Origin of the sequence: Janthinobacterium sp. UMAB-56 (assembly GCF_900095265.1) — a bacterium.
In the GTDB taxonomy this organism is placed as follows: domain Bacteria; phylum Pseudomonadota; class Gammaproteobacteria; order Burkholderiales; family Burkholderiaceae_D; genus Janthinobacterium.
Genome location: NZ_LT607652.1, coordinates 440,916 through 457,560 on the forward strand (window position 1 = coordinate 440,916; position 16,645 = coordinate 457,560).

At 60.6% G+C, this 16,645-nt stretch carries 15 protein-coding genes; 9 read left to right on the top strand and 6 right to left on the bottom strand.

Annotated elements, in window-relative coordinates:
* Window positions 1-96 precede the first annotated feature (96 nt).
* From K0F85_RS05070 to bamC, 8 genes are all read left to right on the top strand, one after another.
* A complete protein-coding gene (locus tag K0F85_RS05070; protein WP_219114820.1) occupies window positions 97-972 on the top strand; it encodes an alpha/beta fold hydrolase in 876 nt (291 codons plus the stop codon).
* Between the two features lie 90 nt (window positions 973-1,062).
* Window positions 1,063-1,896: a 3',5'-nucleoside bisphosphate phosphatase gene (locus K0F85_RS05075; RefSeq protein WP_219114821.1), complete on the top strand. Its 834-nt coding sequence runs from the start codon at window positions 1,063-1,065 to the stop codon at window positions 1,894-1,896.
* A gap of 93 nt (window positions 1,897-1,989) precedes the next feature.
* Window positions 1,990-2,877 (top strand): protease HtpX, encoded by an 888-nt coding sequence (gene htpX / locus K0F85_RS05080; protein ID WP_219114822.1) that lies wholly within the window; start codon window positions 1,990-1,992, stop codon window positions 2,875-2,877.
* Between the two features lie 38 nt (window positions 2,878-2,915).
* The gene (locus K0F85_RS05085) at window positions 2,916-3,539 is read left to right on the top strand and encodes an L-threonylcarbamoyladenylate synthase (protein ID WP_219114823.1); all 624 of its coding nucleotides are present in this window, start codon (window positions 2,916-2,918) and stop codon (window positions 3,537-3,539) included.
* An 83-nt stretch (window positions 3,540-3,622) separates the two neighbouring features.
* Window positions 3,623-4,300 (top strand): site-2 protease family protein, encoded by a 678-nt coding sequence (locus tag K0F85_RS05090; protein WP_219114824.1) that lies wholly within the window; start codon window positions 3,623-3,625, stop codon window positions 4,298-4,300.
* A 42-nt stretch (window positions 4,301-4,342) separates the two neighbouring features.
* The gene (locus K0F85_RS05095) at window positions 4,343-4,915 is read left to right on the top strand and encodes a bifunctional 2-polyprenyl-6-hydroxyphenol methylase/3-demethylubiquinol 3-O-methyltransferase UbiG (RefSeq protein WP_219114825.1); all 573 of its coding nucleotides are present in this window, start codon (window positions 4,343-4,345) and stop codon (window positions 4,913-4,915) included.
* 84 nt (window positions 4,916-4,999) lie between these two features.
* The gene (gene dapA / locus K0F85_RS05100; protein ID WP_219114826.1) at window positions 5,000-5,878 is read left to right on the top strand and encodes a 4-hydroxy-tetrahydrodipicolinate synthase; all 879 of its coding nucleotides are present in this window, start codon (window positions 5,000-5,002) and stop codon (window positions 5,876-5,878) included.
* Window positions 5,879-5,959: 81 nt separating this feature from the next.
* Window positions 5,960-7,153 (top strand): outer membrane protein assembly factor BamC, encoded by a 1,194-nt coding sequence (gene bamC, locus K0F85_RS05105; RefSeq protein WP_219114827.1) that lies wholly within the window; start codon window positions 5,960-5,962, stop codon window positions 7,151-7,153.
* Between the two features lie 171 nt (window positions 7,154-7,324).
* On the opposite strand, the gene K0F85_RS05110 is transcribed toward bamC, so the two are convergent.
* Window positions 7,325-7,579: a hypothetical protein gene (locus tag K0F85_RS05110; protein WP_219114828.1), complete on the bottom strand. Its 255-nt coding sequence runs from the start codon at window positions 7,577-7,579 to the stop codon at window positions 7,325-7,327.
* 353 nt (window positions 7,580-7,932) lie between these two features.
* Window positions 7,933-9,054 (bottom strand): cupin domain-containing protein, encoded by a 1,122-nt coding sequence (locus K0F85_RS05115; protein WP_219114829.1) that lies wholly within the window; start codon window positions 9,052-9,054, stop codon window positions 7,933-7,935.
* A 93-nt stretch (window positions 9,055-9,147) separates the two neighbouring features.
* Between K0F85_RS05115 and K0F85_RS05120 the strand changes: the two genes are divergently transcribed.
* Complete coding sequence (locus tag K0F85_RS05120) at window positions 9,148-9,699, top strand: peptidylprolyl isomerase (RefSeq protein ID WP_219114830.1); 552 nt, start codon at window positions 9,148-9,150, stop codon at window positions 9,697-9,699.
* Between the two features lie 54 nt (window positions 9,700-9,753).
* On the opposite strand, the gene K0F85_RS05125 is transcribed toward K0F85_RS05120, so the two are convergent.
* The 4 genes from K0F85_RS05125 to K0F85_RS05140 all read right to left on the bottom strand — a co-directional run bounded on the left by K0F85_RS05125 (window position 9,754) and on the right by K0F85_RS05140 (window position 16,624).
* Window positions 9,754-10,797 (bottom strand): hypothetical protein, encoded by a 1,044-nt coding sequence (locus K0F85_RS05125; RefSeq protein ID WP_219114831.1) that lies wholly within the window; start codon window positions 10,795-10,797, stop codon window positions 9,754-9,756.
* Window positions 10,794-13,484: a DNA mismatch repair protein MutS gene (gene mutS / locus K0F85_RS05130; protein ID WP_219114832.1), complete on the bottom strand. Its 2,691-nt coding sequence runs from the start codon at window positions 13,482-13,484 to the stop codon at window positions 10,794-10,796. The genes K0F85_RS05125 and mutS overlap by 4 nt, the downstream gene beginning before the upstream one ends.
* Window positions 13,485-13,826: 342 nt before the next feature.
* Window positions 13,827-14,387: a hypothetical protein gene (locus K0F85_RS05135; RefSeq protein ID WP_219114833.1), complete on the bottom strand. Its 561-nt coding sequence runs from the start codon at window positions 14,385-14,387 to the stop codon at window positions 13,827-13,829.
* Window positions 14,384-16,624 (bottom strand): serine/threonine-protein kinase, encoded by a 2,241-nt coding sequence (locus tag K0F85_RS05140; RefSeq protein WP_219114834.1) that lies wholly within the window; start codon window positions 16,622-16,624, stop codon window positions 14,384-14,386. Before K0F85_RS05140 ends, K0F85_RS05135 begins: the two co-directional genes overlap by 4 nt.
* Window positions 16,625-16,645 lie beyond the last annotated feature (21 nt).

The following is a 16,645-nucleotide window of genomic DNA, read 5'->3' on the forward strand; positions in this document are numbered from 1 at the left end:
TTATCGAACGGTCGTACTTTTGTGCCCGCACTATCTACAGACACAGCATGTGGCGCCATCCGCGCCACTTTCAAGGCAGGCAATCAGATGAAACCCATGAAACTTTCCCGTTCCGAATTCATCAACATCCGTGGCGCCCGCACGCATGTGCGCCACTGGGGCCGCGAAGGCGCACCCATCCTGTTCATGGTACACGGCTGGATGGACGTGGCTGCCTCGTTCCAGTTCGTCGTCGACGAGTTAGCTGGCGACTGGCACGTGATCGCTCCCGACTGGCGCGGCTTTGGCCTCAGCGACTATACGCAGTCCGACACCTACTGGTTCCCCGACTACCTGGCCGACCTGGACGCCATGCTGCTGCACTATTCGCCGGATGCGCCCGTGAACCTGCTCGGTCACAGCATGGGCGCCAACGTGGCGGGCCTGTACGCAGGCGTGCGGCCAGAGCGCATCGCCCGTTTCATCAACCTGGAAGGCTTCGGCATGATGGCAACGAAGCCGGAGCAGGCGCCGGGCCGCTACGCCAAGTGGCTGGACGAATTGCGCGAGCCGCCCGTCATGCGCAGCTACCCCACGCAAAGGGCCGTGGCCGAGCGCCTGCAAAAGACCAATCCGCGCCTGCCAGACGCGCGCGCCGCTTTTCTGGCCGAACACTGGTCGGCGCAGAATGAGGCGGGTGAGTGGGACATCATGGGTGACCCGCAGCACAAGCGCGTCAATCCCATCCTGTATCAAGTCGAAGAAGTGATGGCTTGCTGGCGCCGCATCACGGCGCCCGTGCTGTGGGTGGAAGCCAGTGAGACGAATATGTGGCAGTGGATGGGGCCCAAGGAAGAAGCGCGCATTGAAATCGACCGGCGTTTGGCCTGTATCAAGGATGTGCGCTGCGAGATGATGACGGACGCGGGCCACATGTTGCACCATGACCAGCCGCAAGCATTGGCGCGCCTGGTGGAAACATTTTTGGCATGATGTGTGTCGGGAACGCCGCAGCGCTATTTGACAAGCAGCGTACAATAAAAACTTCTTCCATGTTGAGCCCGTGCAGGGTATTGTTTTCACATGCTTAAAGTTGACCTGCATTGTCATTCGAATATTTCCGACGGTGTGCTCGCGCCCGCCGCCGTGGCTGCGTACGCGCACAAGGCCGGCGTCGATGTGTGGGCGCTGACGGACCACGATGAAGTGTCCGGCGTCGCCGCCGCGCGCACGGCCGCGCTGGAGCTGGGCATGCGTTTCGTGGCCGGCGTGGAAATTTCCATCACCTGGGCCGGCCAGACCGTGCACATCGTGGGCTTGCAAGTCGATGAAAACAATCCGGGTCTCGTGCAGGGCTTGCACCAGACGCGCTCGGGGCGCGACGCGCGCGGCCGCGAAATCGCCCGCCAGCTGGACCTGGCCGGCATCCCCGATGCCTATGAAGGAGCCTTGAAATTTGTCGGCAACCCTGACCTGATGTCGCGCACGCATTTTGCCCGCTACATCGTGGAAACGGGGGCATGTGCGAATATCCCCGACGTGTTCAAGAAATATCTGTCGGAAGGCAAGCCGGGCTACGTCGAGCACCGCTGGGCCACCCTGGCCGAGGCGGTGGGCTGGATACGCGGCGCGGGCGGCGTAGCCGTCATCGCCCATCCGGGCCGCTACCGCTTCAGCGACATGGCGCAAGGCGTGCTGTTCGATGAATTCAAGCAGCTTGGCGGCGTGGCCATCGAAGTCGTCACGGGCAGCCACAGTCCGGACCAGTATCCCGAATACGCGCAGCTGGCCAACGCCTACGGCTTCCTCGCCTCGCGCGGCACGGATTTCCATGCGCCGGGCGAGTCGCGCGTGGATTTTGCCAAGCTGCCGCCGCTGCCTGCCAACGTGACCCCCATCTGGCACGACTGGTTCTAAGGCACGGCTGGCCTGCGCCTGCCGCGCGGGGCTTGAAAAGTCGCGACCGTACACTTATCTTTTAGCTACTTCTGTTTTCCGGAGCCATCGTCCATGAAACGTATCGTCCTCTTTATCGCCACCAACCTGGCCGTGATGCTGGTGCTGTCGCTCGTGCTCAGTTTGCTCGGCGTGGGCAATCCGGCACGCGGCAGCACCCTGAACCTGGGCAGCCTGCTGGTGTTTTCGCTGGTGGTTGGTTTCACGGGATCGATTTTTTCGCTCTTGATCAGCAAACCGATGGCCAAGTGGAGCACGGGCGCGCGCGTCATCGACAACCCGACCTCGTCGACCGAGTTGTGGCTGGTCAATACCGTGCGCGCCCTGTCCGAGCGGGCCGGCATCGGCATGCCGGAAGTGGCCGTGTACGACGGCGATGCGAATGCGTTTGCCACGGGTGCCTTTAAAAATTCGGCGCTGGTGGCCGTCTCCACCGGCTTGCTGCAAAGCATGAATCGCGATGAAGTCGAAGCCGTGCTGGGGCACGAGATCGCCCACGTCGCCAATGGCGACATGGTGACACTCACCTTGATTCAGGGCGTGGTGAATACCTTTGTCGTCTTCATGGCCCGCGTGGTGGGTTTCTTTGTCGACAATGTGCTGTTGAAAAATAATAACCGCGAAGGCGGCGGGCGCGGCATCGGCTATTTCGTCACCGTGATGGTGTGCGAAGTCATCTTCGGCTTGCTCGCTTCCATCATCGTTGCCTGGTTCTCGCGCCAGCGTGAATTTCGCGCCGACGCCGGTTCCGCCAAGTTGCTGGGCAGCCCCACGCCGATGATGCATGCGCTGGCCCGCCTGGGCGGCGTGCCGCCGGGCGAGCTGCCCCAGTCGATGCAGGCGCTGGGCATCAGCGGCGGCAATGGTGGCTGGGGTGCGTTGTTCGCCACGCATCCGCCTCTCGAACAACGCATCGCCGCGCTGCGCGGCAGCGTACAATAATGATAACTTAACAAGCTGGTTCGCCAGAACGCTTACACATGAGTCAATTTTTCCATATTCACCCTGAGAATCCGCAATTGCGCCTGATCAAGCAAGCGGCGCAAATCATCCAGTCCGGCGGCGTTGTGGCCTTGCCCACCGATTCCTGCTATGCGCTGGTGTGCCAGCTCGACGACAAGGGCGCCGTCGAGCGTCTGCGCCGCATCCGTGGCGTGGATGAAAAGCACCATTTAACCCTGCTTTGCCGCGACTTGAGCGAGCTGGGCGTGTACGCCCGCGTTGACAACCGCCAGTTCCGTCTGCTCAAGGCGGCCACGCCGGGCGCCTACACCTTCATCCTGGAAGCGACCAAGGAAGTGCCGCGCCGCCTCAGTCATCCTTCGCGCAAGACCATCGGCCTGCGCGTGCCCCAGCACCGTATCGTGCAATGCCTGCTGGAAGAGCTGGGCCAGCCTTTGCTGGGCGCCACCCTGACCCTGCCCGGCGAAGAAGACAGCCTGACGGATGCCGACACCATCCGCGAACGCCTGGAGAAACTGGTCGACCTGATCATCGACGGCGGCGTCTGCGCGCATGGCCCCAGCACCGTGATCGACCTGACAGGGGAGGAACCGGAAGTGGTACGCTTGGGACGCGGCGACCCGGCCGTGCTGGGCTTGTAGAGGTTGGCGCAGGGCGCGGGATTTACCTATCTTTAATGACAACGTAAGAAAGGGGCTGGGACGCCTCTGGTAGAATCGCGGTCATGAGCGATTTCAATACAATAGTCCAGACCGTTGCGGTGTACCTGGTGCCGGTGCTGTTTGCCATTTCCCTGCATGAGGCGGCGCACGGCTACGCCGCCCGCTATTTCGGCGACCCCACGGCCTCGAACGAGGGCAGGCTGAGCCTCAACCCCATCCGCCATATCGATCCTTTCGGCACGATATTGCTGCCCTTGATGCTGTATTTCACGATCCAGGTGCCGTTCGGCTATGCCAAGCCGGTGCCCGTCGATTTCAGCCGCCTGCGCAATCCGAAGAAGCAGATGGCCTGGGTGGCGTTTGCCGGGCCTGGCGCCAATTTTGTCATGGGGCTGGGCTGGATGATTGCCTTTGTCGTCCTCAGCGTCCTGCCGCCGACGGAAATGGGCATGTTTTTCCGCAAGATGGCAGGCGCCGGCGTCAGCGTGAATGCGGCCATGTTTGTCTTTAACCTGATACCCGTGCCGCCCCTCGATGGCGGACGCATCATGACAGGCTTGTTGCCGATGCAACTGGCGCGTCCTTATGCCAGCATCGAGCGCTACAGCCTGTATGTCTTCGGCGCCCTGGTGCTTCTGATGTACACGGGCATCCTGAACCGCGCCTTGCTGGCGGCGATCGAATTTGTCATCGGCATTTTCCTCACCCTGGTCACGCCCCTGACGGCTCTGCTCACTTGATGCCCGCACCTTGATGGTCGCAAATAATTGATGGAAGTACCGATGCAAGTAACTGAACCAATAGTAGAAACTGAAGCGATTTCTGGCTGGCTGCGCCGCTGGGCGCCCCTGATCCCGGGCGGCGAAGTGCTGGACCTGGCCTGCGGCGCAGGCCGCCACGCGCGTCACATGGTGAGCCTGGGCCACCCCGTGATCGCGCTCGACCATGATCCGGAAATGCTGGAAAAGGCGGCCGGCACGGGCATCACCACGTCGCTGGTGGACCTGGAAGCGCCGGGCGCCGTATGGCCCTTCGCTCCCGGCCGCTTTGCCGGCATCGTCGTCACCAATTATCTGCACCGGCCCTTGCTGGACGCCATGATTGCCAGCCTGGCGCCCGATGGCGTGCTGCTGTATGAAACGTTTGCCGAAGGCAATGAGCAGTTCGGCAAGCCATCGAACCCGAAATTCCTGCTGCAGGAAGGCGAAATGCTGACCTGGGCGGTGCAGCAGGGCTTGCGTGTGGTAGCGTATGAGGATGGAAGAGTGGAACAGCCAAAAGCTGCTCTGGTGCAACGAATTTGCGCCGTGCGGCCGGATTTTCCACGGTTGGCAGCCCTGCTGCCGACGTTTTGAGCGGCCATACTATGTCAGAATGCACCACAGGCGCGGGCTATCCGCTACAATCGTTGTTTTATTTATCGGCGCTATAAACTTACTATGATCAAGGGCAGCATTGTAGCAATCGTCACCCCGATGCACGCAGACGGCAGTCTGGACTTTCCAGGTCTGCGCAAGCTGATCGACTGGCATATCGCCGAGGGTACGGACGGCATCGTCATCGTTGGCACCACGGGCGAATCGGCAACAGTCAGCGTGGAAGAACACTGCGAACTGATCCAATTGACCGTTGAGCACGCCAAGGGACGCATTCCTATCATCGCCGGCGCCGGAGGCAACTCCACGGCCGAGGCCATCAAACTGACGCGTTATGCGAAAGAAGCGGGCGCCGATGCTGTCCTGCAAGTGGTGCCGTACTACAACCGTCCTACCCAGGAAGGCATGTACCAGCACTTCAAGGCCATCGCCGAAGCCGTCGACATTCCCGTCATCCTGTACAACGTGCCTGGTCGCACGGTTGCCGACATGAGCAACGAGACCATCGTGCGCTTGTCCGCCATCCCGAATATCGTGGGCGTGAAAGATGCGACCGGCAATATCGGCCGCGGCGTCGACTTGCTGCGCCTCGTGCCAGCCGATTTCGCCGTGTACTCGGGCGATGATCCGACGGCCATGGCGCTGATGTTCTGCGGCGGACACGGCAATATCTCCGTGACGGCCAACGTGGCGCCGCGCGCCATGCACGAACTGTGCGTGGCAGCCATGGCGGGCGAGCGCGCCACGGCGATCGCCATCAATAACAAAGTTTTTCCGCTGCACCAGAAATTGTTTGTCGAGCCCAACCCGGTGCCCGTCAAATGGGCGCTGGCCGAAATGGGCCTGATGCCGGCCGGCATACGCTTGCCACTGGTGCCACTGGCTGAAAATTGCCATGCCACCGTGCGCGATGCCTTGCGCGACGCCGGCCTCCTGTCTTAAGGCCGAACTTCAAGCCCGGACTCGACCAGTCCGGACCTTCCCTGATTCCAGCTGCTACTTAGCTTCTTATCCAGTTACGACATGACTAATTGCAAGAAAACCCAACCGGCGCCTGCCACCATCGCCGTCCGCGGCATCGTCATCGGCGCCGTCGCAGCCAGCCTCGCGGGCTGTGGCATGATCAGTTCGGTAGTCGGCGGCGACAAGGTCGACTACAAGTCGGTCAAGAAAGCCAGCACCCTGGACGTGCCGCCTGACCTGACGCAATTGCAGCAGGACAACCGCTACTCCCTGCCGGATGCAAAAAACGGCGTGGCCACGGCTTCCGGCTACAACGCGCAGCGCAATGCAACGGCCGGCACGCCCGTCGTCGTAGCTGCTGACGGCACGGTGGGCGTCGTGCCTGTCACGGCAGGCGGCGTGAAGGTTGAGCGCGCGGGCAACCAGCGCTGGCTGGTCGTCAAGCAGTCGCCTGAAGTGTTGTGGCCACAGCTCAAGCAGTTCTGGGAAGATTCGGGCTTTAGCATCGCCATCGACCAGCCCACGGCTGGCATCATGGAAACCGAGTGGAATGAAAACCGCGCCAAGTTGCCGCAAGACTTCATCCGCAACACCATCGGCAAGGCCTTCGATTCGCTGTACTCGACCGGTGAAAAAGACAAGTTCCGCACCCGCGTAGAGCGCCTGGCCGACGGCTCGACCGAGATCTATATCAGCCACCGTGGCGTGGAAGAGGTTGTTACTGGCCGCGACAAGGAAACTACCACCTGGACCGCGCGTCCGAACGACCCGGGTCTGGAAGCGCAATTCCTGGCCAAGCTGATGACGCGTCTGGGCGCGGCCAGCGACGAAGCGCAAGCGAAGACGGCCGTGGACGCCGCCATCGTGCAGCCGCTGCACGCCAAGCTGGTGGGCGACGCGGCCACGCCGGCGCGCGCCATCGAAGTCGATGAAGGTTTCGACCGCGCCTGGCGCCGTGTCGGCCTGGCGCTGGATCGCGTCGGCTTCACGGTGGAAGACCGCGACCGCACGCAAGGCACGTATTTCGTGCGTTATGTCGATCCTGATGCGGTCAAGAAAGATGGTTTCTTCTCGAAACTGTTCAGCTGGGGTTCGTCGTCCGACAAGGACAAGGAAGCGCAGCGCTACCGCGTCCTGGTCAAGGCCGGCAATGGCTCGACCAGCCTGGTCAGCATCCTCAGCAACGAAGGCCAGCCCGATGTCTCGCCAGTGGCCGAGAAAATCCTGGGCTTGCTGAACGAGCAGTTGAAATAAACGGCTGCGACAGCGGCAGGTTTCAAAACCTGCCGCGATTTAAAAAGGCTGACCCGGGAAATCGGGTCAGCCTTTTTTAATGCTGATTGCCGCAGTTTTATCCGGCGGATAAAACTGCAGACGCAAAAAAGCCGGCCCGAGGGCCGGCTTTCTTTCCTGCGGGGTGCTAAATTACTTAGCAGCCGATGCAGCAGCCGAAGCAGCCGAAGCAGCGTCGGTAGCGGCCGAAGCGGCAGCCGAAGCAGCAGCAGCAGCGTCGGTAGCGGCCGAAGCAGCAGCGTCAGCAGCAGCAGCTGGAGCAGCTTCAACTACTGGTGCTGGTGCTGGTGCTTCAACTACTGGTGCTGGTGCAGGAGCTTCTTCTTTTTTGCTGCAAGCAGCCAGAGCAACAACCATCAGGGAGGCGATCAGCAGGGATTTTTTCATTTGTTTTCCTTAATTATTTCAAAAAATAAACCAATATTGTTGCGATGAATAATTACCGGTAATTATCGCTCGTTAGGTCGTCTTCGAAGGCTTTTCGTACCAGGTGGTGCCTGCCAGACAACGGAAACTTCCTAACCGAATATTATAGCGATTTTTGGTGCGTCGCAATAGGAGCAAGAGGCAAATTCGCAACTATTTTGTGATATCGCAATATTTGCCGAAGCAAATTGCAAGCAAGTGTAAGCGATTTGCGAAAGCGCGACAAAACGATATAAAAATAATATGTTTTATTGCGCTAGCGCAGAAGCCGCTATTTCACCTGCTGTCATACCACTTTGCGACGCCACGATCCCTCAGGCCAGTTCGATCCAGCCATCCTGATACCAGGTATATAAGGCATCCATCACGTCATCGGAAGCCTGGGCCACGGCGGCGCCATCGAGAGCGCGTTCGTTGGCCAGGGTTTCCAGGGCCGTTTTATCGGCCTTGCCAATGGCAAACGATTCGCCATTGATGAAGACATTCTTGCCACGATACAGCATCAGCGTCTTGCGCGACAACACCACACCCTTCTTCTGTGCGGCGTCCGCGAAGCGGCCCACCGTCAGCGGCTTGGACAGCGGCGTGAAAAACACATTGTGCTTCGGTTCCGACAGGTGTTCGCCCAGGAAAATGGTCACGTCTTCTTCCGTGAAGCGCACCTTGTTCATTTCTTCCGTGATGGTGCTGAGCATTTCGCGCGGGATCTCCGCCGGCTTGCCCGATGCTTTCAAGTCGGGATCGCTGTAAATGCCCGGCAAGTCGATCGAGTCGGCCATAAATTGCAGGAAAGCTTCACCCAGTTCCTGGAACGTGGGCGAGCGGAAGCCGATCGAATAGGTCTGGCAGTCGCCGATGGCCACGCCGTCGTGCGCGTAGTGGGGCGGCAGGTACAGCATGTCGCCCGGCTCCAGAGTGAATTCTTCGTCGGGCGTGAAGTTGCTGAGGATTTTCAGCGGCAAGCCGTCGATCAGGCTCAGGTCTTTCTGCGCGCCGATGCGCCAGTGGCGCTTGCCCTGGCCTTGCAGCAGGAACACATCGTAGGAATCGAAATGCGGGCCCACGCCGCCGCCATCGGTGGCGAAGCTGACCATCAGGTCGTCAAGGCGCGCGTCCGGCAGGAAGCGGAACTGGCGCAGCAGGGCGTCGGCCTTGGCGCTGTGCAGGTTGGCGCCCTGCACCAGCAAGGTCCATTCCTTCTGTTTCAGCGAGGGCAGGCTGGTCAGCGGGCCTTGCTGCATGTTCCAGTGGCCATCCGCATGGCTGACCAGGCGCGACTCGACGTGATCGAGGGTGGCCAGTTCGGCCAGGGCCTTGAAATCGAACAGCGCCTTGAAGCCAGGCACGGCTTGACGGATCAACAGGGGTTTTTTATGCCAGTAGTCGCGCAGGAATTGCGCCGGCGTGATATCGCCGAGGAGAGTTAATTTTTTCATGCGCCCATTATAACAACCGGAAATGCAGGAATGCGCCTGCCGTTGGCGGCGTGAAGGTATAATTTGCCAGCTTATACAATGAAAGGAAGCATAATGAAGATTGCCAAAAATACGGTCGTGACTGTCAACTACAAACTGTCAGACGCGCAAGACAATCTGATCGAAGACGGCCGCCAGCCTATGGTCTATCTGCACGGTGATTATGAAAACACCCTGCCGAAGATCGAAGAAGAGCTCGACGGCAAGGAAGTTGGCTATTCCAACACGATCCAGATCGAACCGGATGATGCTTTCGGTGAATACGATCCAGCCCTGGTCAAGGTCGAGCCGCGCAATCGCCTGCCTGAGCCGCTGGAAGTGGGCATGCAGTTCGAAGGCATGCCGGAAAGCGATTCGCCGGACGAAGAAGCGATGATCTTCACGGTCACCGATATCGCCGACGACAAGGTCGTTCTGGACGGCAACCATCCACTGGCCGGCATCGCGCTGCGCTTCTCGCTGACCGTCGCTGACGTGCGCGAAGCCACCGACGAAGAAATCGCCCATGGCCACGTGCATGGCGCACACGGCCATGACCATGGCGATGAAGATGATGAAGGCGAAGGCGAAGACGGCGATCACTTCCGCACGCATCCGATTCATTAATACTGCTTGTTCCAGGCCGGCGCTATGCCGGCCTGTTCGTTTGTGCCTCTGTTATTAACGGCGCACGGTCGACGCCTTGGCGCGCGCTTGCGCCGATGGCCGCGTGGCCCGTTGACGCACCTCAAAGAATGGCGTCTTGCCGGGCCGCACGGCGATGGCGGACCAGTCGTTGTCGATGCTGACGTGGCCCAGGTTGCCTTTCCAACGGATTTTTGGCCCCTCGGCGCTGGCTGCGGCCTTCTTGCTCTTGCCTTCCTTGCCATCCGCCTCGACAGTGCGCTGCGTATCGACCAGCAAGACCTTGCCGCTGAACTTCTTCGCCAGGGTGCGGATCTGCTTGCGCGGTCCGGCAAAGCCGTCCTGTTTCGAACTAAAGCTGGGCAGCAGCGAATGGTCGTCTTCGTTCAGCACACCCGCGTCGCCATCGGAAAACAGCACGATGCCGTCGAGCTTCTTGCGCTGCGCCATGGCGAACAGGCGCTGCAGCCAGGAACGGTTGGCCACCAGGCGGTCTTCGAATTCGCTGTTGCGTCCCGCTTCCGGTAAAAAATGGTTGTTATTCGCGGGCAAGTTGACGGTGGCAAACAGCACGCCGCCATATTCCCAGTGGGCGTTTTCCGCATAGCTGCGGAACTTCGCCGTCGATGACAGCCGCGACAGGGTCAGTTTGCGCTGGCCCAGGCTCTGATTGTCGGCAAAATACACGTCGCGCAAGCGGTTAAGGCGTTCGATGGCGTTGACTCTGCCGCGCGAATTGCGGCAGTTGGCCCAGTCGCTGGCCGACAGCGAGACGATCAGCGGCGGCCCGCTGGCGTCCAGCACATCCTTGCGCTGGCTGTACAACTTGTCGCTGCAGGACTCGCTGGTGGCCTTGATGCCGGTGGCAACCACGAAGGAAGCATTGAAGGCGCTGGTGTCGGCGATGGCTTTTTTCAGGGGAGCATCGTCCGGCCCCGCGTTGAATGAATGGCCCAGCACGGCAAACTCGAAGCCGGCCTGTTCGCTTGGTGCGGCCAGGGCCGCTTGCCATGGCAGGCTGGCAGCCAGCAGGCCGGCAGCCAGCAGGTGCAGGCTGGCGATGCTGCGCCGTATGGTCATGCGGCGGCCAGCCGTTTCAACTGATACAACTGTTCCAGCGCGTCGCGCGGCGTGAGCGCATCGGGGTCGAGCTCGGCGATGGCGTCGAGCAAGGCTTGCTGCGCCGCGTTCAGCGCGGCCAGTGGCGCGGCTTCCTCTTCTTCCTCCTGCGCATACGGATCGGCGGAGGGCAGCGCGAACAGGTCGCGCTGCGGCGTGGCATCCAGCGCCTGCGCTTCCAGGCGCGCCAGGTGCTTGCGCGCTGCCTTGATCACGGGCTGCGGCACGCCGGCCAGTTGCGCCACCTGCAAGCCATAGCTTTGCGAGGCGGGACCGGCTTGCACGGCGTGCAGGAAGACGATGCTGTCCTTGTGTTCGACGGCGGACAGATGCACGTTGGCGGCGCTAGGGTGACTGTCCGGCAATTGCGTCAGCTCGAAGTAGTGCGTGGCAAACAGGGTGAAACTGCGGCTGCTGTCGATCAGATGGCGCGCGATGGCCCAGGCCAGGGCCAGGCCGTCGAAGGTCGAGGTGCCGCGGCCCACTTCATCCATCAGTACCAGCGAATGCTCGGTGGCGCCGTTCAAAATGGCCGCCGATTCCGTCATTTCCACCATGAAGGTCGAGCGTCCGCCCGCCAGGTCATCGGTGGCGCCGATGCGCGTAAAGATGCGGTCGATGGGGCCGATGGTGGCGGACGCGGCCGGCACGTAGCTGCCCACGTAAGCCAGCAAGGTGATCAAGGCCACCTGGCGCATGAAGGTCGATTTACCGCCCATGTTTGGGCCGGTAATCAGCAGCAAACGGCGTTCGTTGACGAGGCGGCAATCGTTGGCGATGAAGCGTTCGATCTGCTTTTCCACCACCGGGTGGCGGCCTTCGATGATGTTGATGCACGGCTCGTCGACCAGTTGCGGCGCGGCCCAGTTGTGCTGCTGCGCGTGTTCCGTCAGCGCGTTCAGGGTGTCAAGCTGGGCCAGTCCCTGCGAAATGGTCTGCAAGGTGCCGATGTGCGGCGCCAGTTCGGCCAGCAGCAGGTCGTACAGCAGTTTTTCGCGCACCAGAGCCTTGTCTTGCGCCGACAGGGCCTTGTCTTCGAATACCTTGAGTTCAGGCGTGATGTAGCGTTCGGCGTTTTTCAGGGTCTGGCGGCGGCGGTAGTCGTCCGGCACCTTGTCCGTCTGGCCGTGCGTGACTTCAATATAGAAGCCGTGCACCTTGTTGTATTCGACGCGCAGGTTGGCGATGCCGGTGCGTGCGCGTTCGCGCGTTTCCAGGTCGAGCAGGAACTGGCCCGCGTTTTCCGACAGGGCGCGCAGTTCGTCGAGTTCGGCGTCGAAGCCGGTGGCAAACACGCCGCCGTCGCGCACCATGGCAGCCGGCTCCTGCGCCACCGCGCGCACCAGCAAGTCCAGGCAGGCCGTTGGCGTGGCCAGAGCCGCGTGGATGGCGGCCAGCAAACCGGTTTCGCCGCCCTGGCCAGGACCATAGCAGCGCACGACGTCGCCGCGCAGGGCCGGCAGTTGCAGCAGGCCGTCGCGCAGGGCAGCGAGGTCGCGCGGACGCGCCGACAGCAGCGCGATGCGCGTGGTAATGCGTTCGATGTCGGGCACTTGCGCCAGGGTGGCGGCGAGCGGACCGGCCGCTTCGCTTTGCGCCAGCGCGGCGATCGCTTCATGGCGCGCGCGCGCCACGTTCTGGTCGCGCCGCGCATGGTGCAGCCAGTGGCGCAGCATGCGCGAACCCATGGCCGTGCGGCAATGATCCAGCAAGGAGAACAGCGTAGGCGATTCCTGGCCGCGGATGGTTTCCGTCAGCTCCAGGTTGCGCCGCGTGGCCGCGTCCAGGCCGATGAATTCGCTTTCCGTTTCCGTGATCAAAGAGCGCACATGCTGCAGACCGCGTCCCTGCGTCGATTGCGCATAGCGCAGCAGCGCGCCGGCCGCGCCGAACGCGGCGCCGAGGCCATCGGCGCCAAATCCCGTCAAGGTCGCCACGCCCAGTTGATCGAGCAGGGCCTTGTGGCCACCCACTACATCGAAATGCCAGTCCGGCACGCGGTTGATGTGCGTGCCCGCATAGTCGTCAAACAGGTTGCCATTGTCGCCGCTCAAGATTTCAGCCGGCACGATGCGTTCCAGTTCCTGCTGCAAGCGCGCCGCCACGGTGCTGCTGTCGCCGGAAAACTCCAGCAGTTTCAAGGCACCGCTGGCCAGCGACAGCCAGGCCAGGCCCGTGGTGACCGTCTTGCGCTGCGTGATGCTGCACATGGCCAGCAGCGGGCGCTCGGCCTTCTCGGGCAGCAAGTCCGCATCCGTCAGGGTGCCGGGTGTGACCACGCGCATGACCTTGCGCTCGACAGGCCCCTTGCTGGTGGCCGGATCGCCAATCTGTTCGCAAATGGCCACCGACTCACCCAGCTTGACCAGCTTGGCCAGATAGCCATCGAGCGAATGAAACGGCACGCCGCACATCTTGATGGGATTGCCGCTGGCCACGCCGCGCGCCGTCAGGGTAATGCCCAGCAGGCGCGAGGCTTTTTCCGCATCCTCAAAAAACAGCTCGTAGAAATCGCCCATGCGGTAGAAGACCAACATCGTCGGGTGATTTTCCTTGATGCCTAAATATTGCTGCATCATGGGAGTAAGCTTTTCAGCCGAATTTTTCTTTGCCGCGGCGGCGTTGATTTCTTTTGGGACGGTGGTCATGTGTTCTTTGTCGTTGGTCCGGCGGCAGGGAAAGGCGTGCCTGCCGGGCTGTGTGTGGTGCTGTGTGCGTTCAAGGCCGCGCTGTCAGGCGATGCTTGAGTCCAAGGCCGTCATTTTACCGCTTTCGGCAGGCGGGGCGGCGTATTGCGTGCGGATGTGAAAAAGCCGCGCCGGTGGGGGCGCGGCTTGGGTTACTTACCGGCGGCAGGTAATGGCAAGCTAGCTCTCGCCAGAACGCCGTACTGGCCAGGTATGTCGTCATGAATTCACGCTATCGATATAAATGCCGATGAAAGCCGAATGACGAATCGAGTCGTGCCTTGGATGTAAGGAAAGGCAATATTAGCCGTAGGTCGACGTTCCGCCAACTGAGCTTTCCGGATCGAAAGAGAAGACGCGCAATTCTGGCTGCACATCTTCACCGCGCATGATGCGCACGGTCATGACGAAAGACAATTCCCAACGGCCAGCAGCATAGCCTACGTCCAGGTTGTGTTTCCATTCCTGGCGGATGCGGTGCAGCGGAGCTTGATCTGGTTCACCCAACAGCTGTTGGATCTCGAAGTCCAACGGTAAATGGTAAGTAGCGCCCACGGCTTGCAAGAACGGCGATGGCGGCGAATAAATCGTGGGTACTTTGGGGCCAATCTGCGTCAATTGCGGTACGGTGATGATGCAGCAATCAACGATCTGGAACGACGTGAAACCGCTTTCCTTGGAGCCGCAGCAAGTGACATCCAAGTATACATGCTGGCCTTTCTGGAAGTGCACACCGCCCATGTAGGGCCCATGGCGGGGATCGGCCGTACCGTCACAGGAAGTGAAATTATAGTCGAGCTGATTGGTAATCTGGTCTGCATCAAAATGTACGGATAACTTCATCCAAGGGCTGACAGGCGTCATGTCTTAAGGTCTCTTTTCAAGTGGATAATAAATTGCTGATAGCGAGCATCTCGTTTGAGGTTCAATAAATCGGGCGCGGACTCGATCAGGTTGATAGGGTAGCCGAGCTTGCTCGCTTCTAGTAATGCCGCCAAGGCTGCGTCGCGGTTTCCCGTTAACTCATATGTCAGGGCCGCTCTAAATTGTAGGTCGGATAGTTTTGGGGCGATGCCAAGGGCCTTTTCTATCCTCATCGTTGCCGCTTTTTTTTCACCTACATAAGCGAGGTACATTGCCATGCGTGAATTGAGGGTGGCGTCTTCCGGCATGAGGGCCAAGAGTGGGGTCAGCAATTCAATGGCCCGCCGGTACGAGCGCTGCGACGCTGCGGCCTGCGCTGGTATCCAGCGTTGTGCATCTGCAAGATTCGCCCATAGCTGATAGGTGCCCGGATTACCCTTGGCCGAACCAACCGATTTCTCAAATGCCTGCACTGCACCTAAATAATCGCCTTTGGCGAATAGTGACGTGCCTAGATTTGTGTACAACTCCCAATGCGGCTGGAATTGCAGGCCCTGTTGAAGCACGCGTAACGCTTCGTCATTGCGATCTTGACGCAGCAGTACGGCATTTAGATAGGCATATCCGTTCACCGATTGCGGATCAAGTTCAATGCTTTTTCGATATGCCTTTTCTGCACCTGCATAATCGGCCTGCTTATACATCATGATTCCCTGCATGATAGGAAAAAGTCGCTCTTTGGGATGCAGGGTTATTGCGCTATCGAGTAATTTTTTTGCCAGTTCAAATTTTTGTGTAAAGACCAGTGACCTTGCTTTTCCGTATAGGCCCAGTACGTTTTGCGGATCCAGATTCAATGCCTTGGACACTGCAATTTGAGCATCTTCCTGTTTTCCTTGGAACTCCAGGACCCAGGAATGTGCCACATGGGCGAGCGCTAATTGATTATCCAATGCGATTGCCTGTTGGGCGCTGGCGTCCGCACGCTTCAGCCAGACCATATCGCGGCCATTGCCTATATAGCGCAGGGCGTATGCCAACGACAGCCCGGCTGATGCTGCCGCATTGGATGCATTGTGTTGCAATACTGTACTGAAATGTTTGATCGCCTGTTCCTGGCTGCTATCTCGATCAAACACCCGCAACGCCTCCATCCCCGCCGCCATGCTGGCCATTTCCGAATACGGCGCAGGTGCTTTCTCGCCCGTGACGAACGATTTGACGGCCGGAATGATATTGGGTAGCTGCCATCCCGCCAGTACTGCCAGCAGCGCCACGCCCGCGCCCCATTTCAGGGTGCGCTTGCGGGGTAGGGGCAGGCGGATGGAGACGCTGGCGGGCGGTTCTTCCTTCGCGGGTATCTCGTCCGCAAGGGGCTTGGCCAAGTTGAGCGGTTCGCCGCGCTGCGTCCCTAGCGCCTCGCGCACATCGCGCATGGTGCGTGGCCGCTCGGCCGGTTCGTGCGCCGTCATCGCGCGCACGAGGGCGTTGATGGCGGGCGGCACCGAGTCCGGCAGGTCGGGCCACGGTTCCGTCGCCTGCATGTGGGCGGCGGCCAGGGCCAGGCCGTTCAGGTGGGCGAAGTGGCGCTGGCCAGCCAGCATTTCGTACAGCATGGCGCCCAGCGCGTAGACGTCGCCGCGCGTGTCGGGCAGGCGGCCCATCAGGCGCTCGGGCGCCATGTAGGCGATCGTGCCCTGCAAGTCGCACAGGGTGGTCGTTTGCGTCGCTTGCGGGTCGATGTGGCGCGCCAGGCCGAAGTCGAGGATGCGCACCTTGCCGCTTGCCTCCAGCATCAGGTTCGACGGTTTCAAGTCGCCGTGCACGAGGTCCATGGCGTGCGCCTCGTCCATGGCGTCGGCGATCTGGTAGGCGATGTCGAGCGCGGCCTGCAGGTCAGCTTTGCCGCTGTGCATGAATTGCCCCAGAGTTTGGCCTTCGACCAGTTCCATGACGATGGACTGGCTTGTGCCCTGGCCCTCGATGGCGAAAATGCGCACGAAGGCTGCATGCTTGAGCGAGGCGGCCAGGCGCGCTTCATTGATGAGTTTTTCGGGATGCAGCACGTCGGCTTGCGGCTTCAGCCGCTTCAGCGCCACGCTGCGGCACAGCTTGGCATCCCAGGCTTCGAATACATGGCCGAAACCGCCTTCGCCCAGCAAGCGGCGCACTTCATAGTGCCCGCTGATCGTGTCGTCGTGCGACGGGGTCTGACGCAGGGAGTCGAGCAGTTCCATATACCTTGGCTTCAGAGTGCA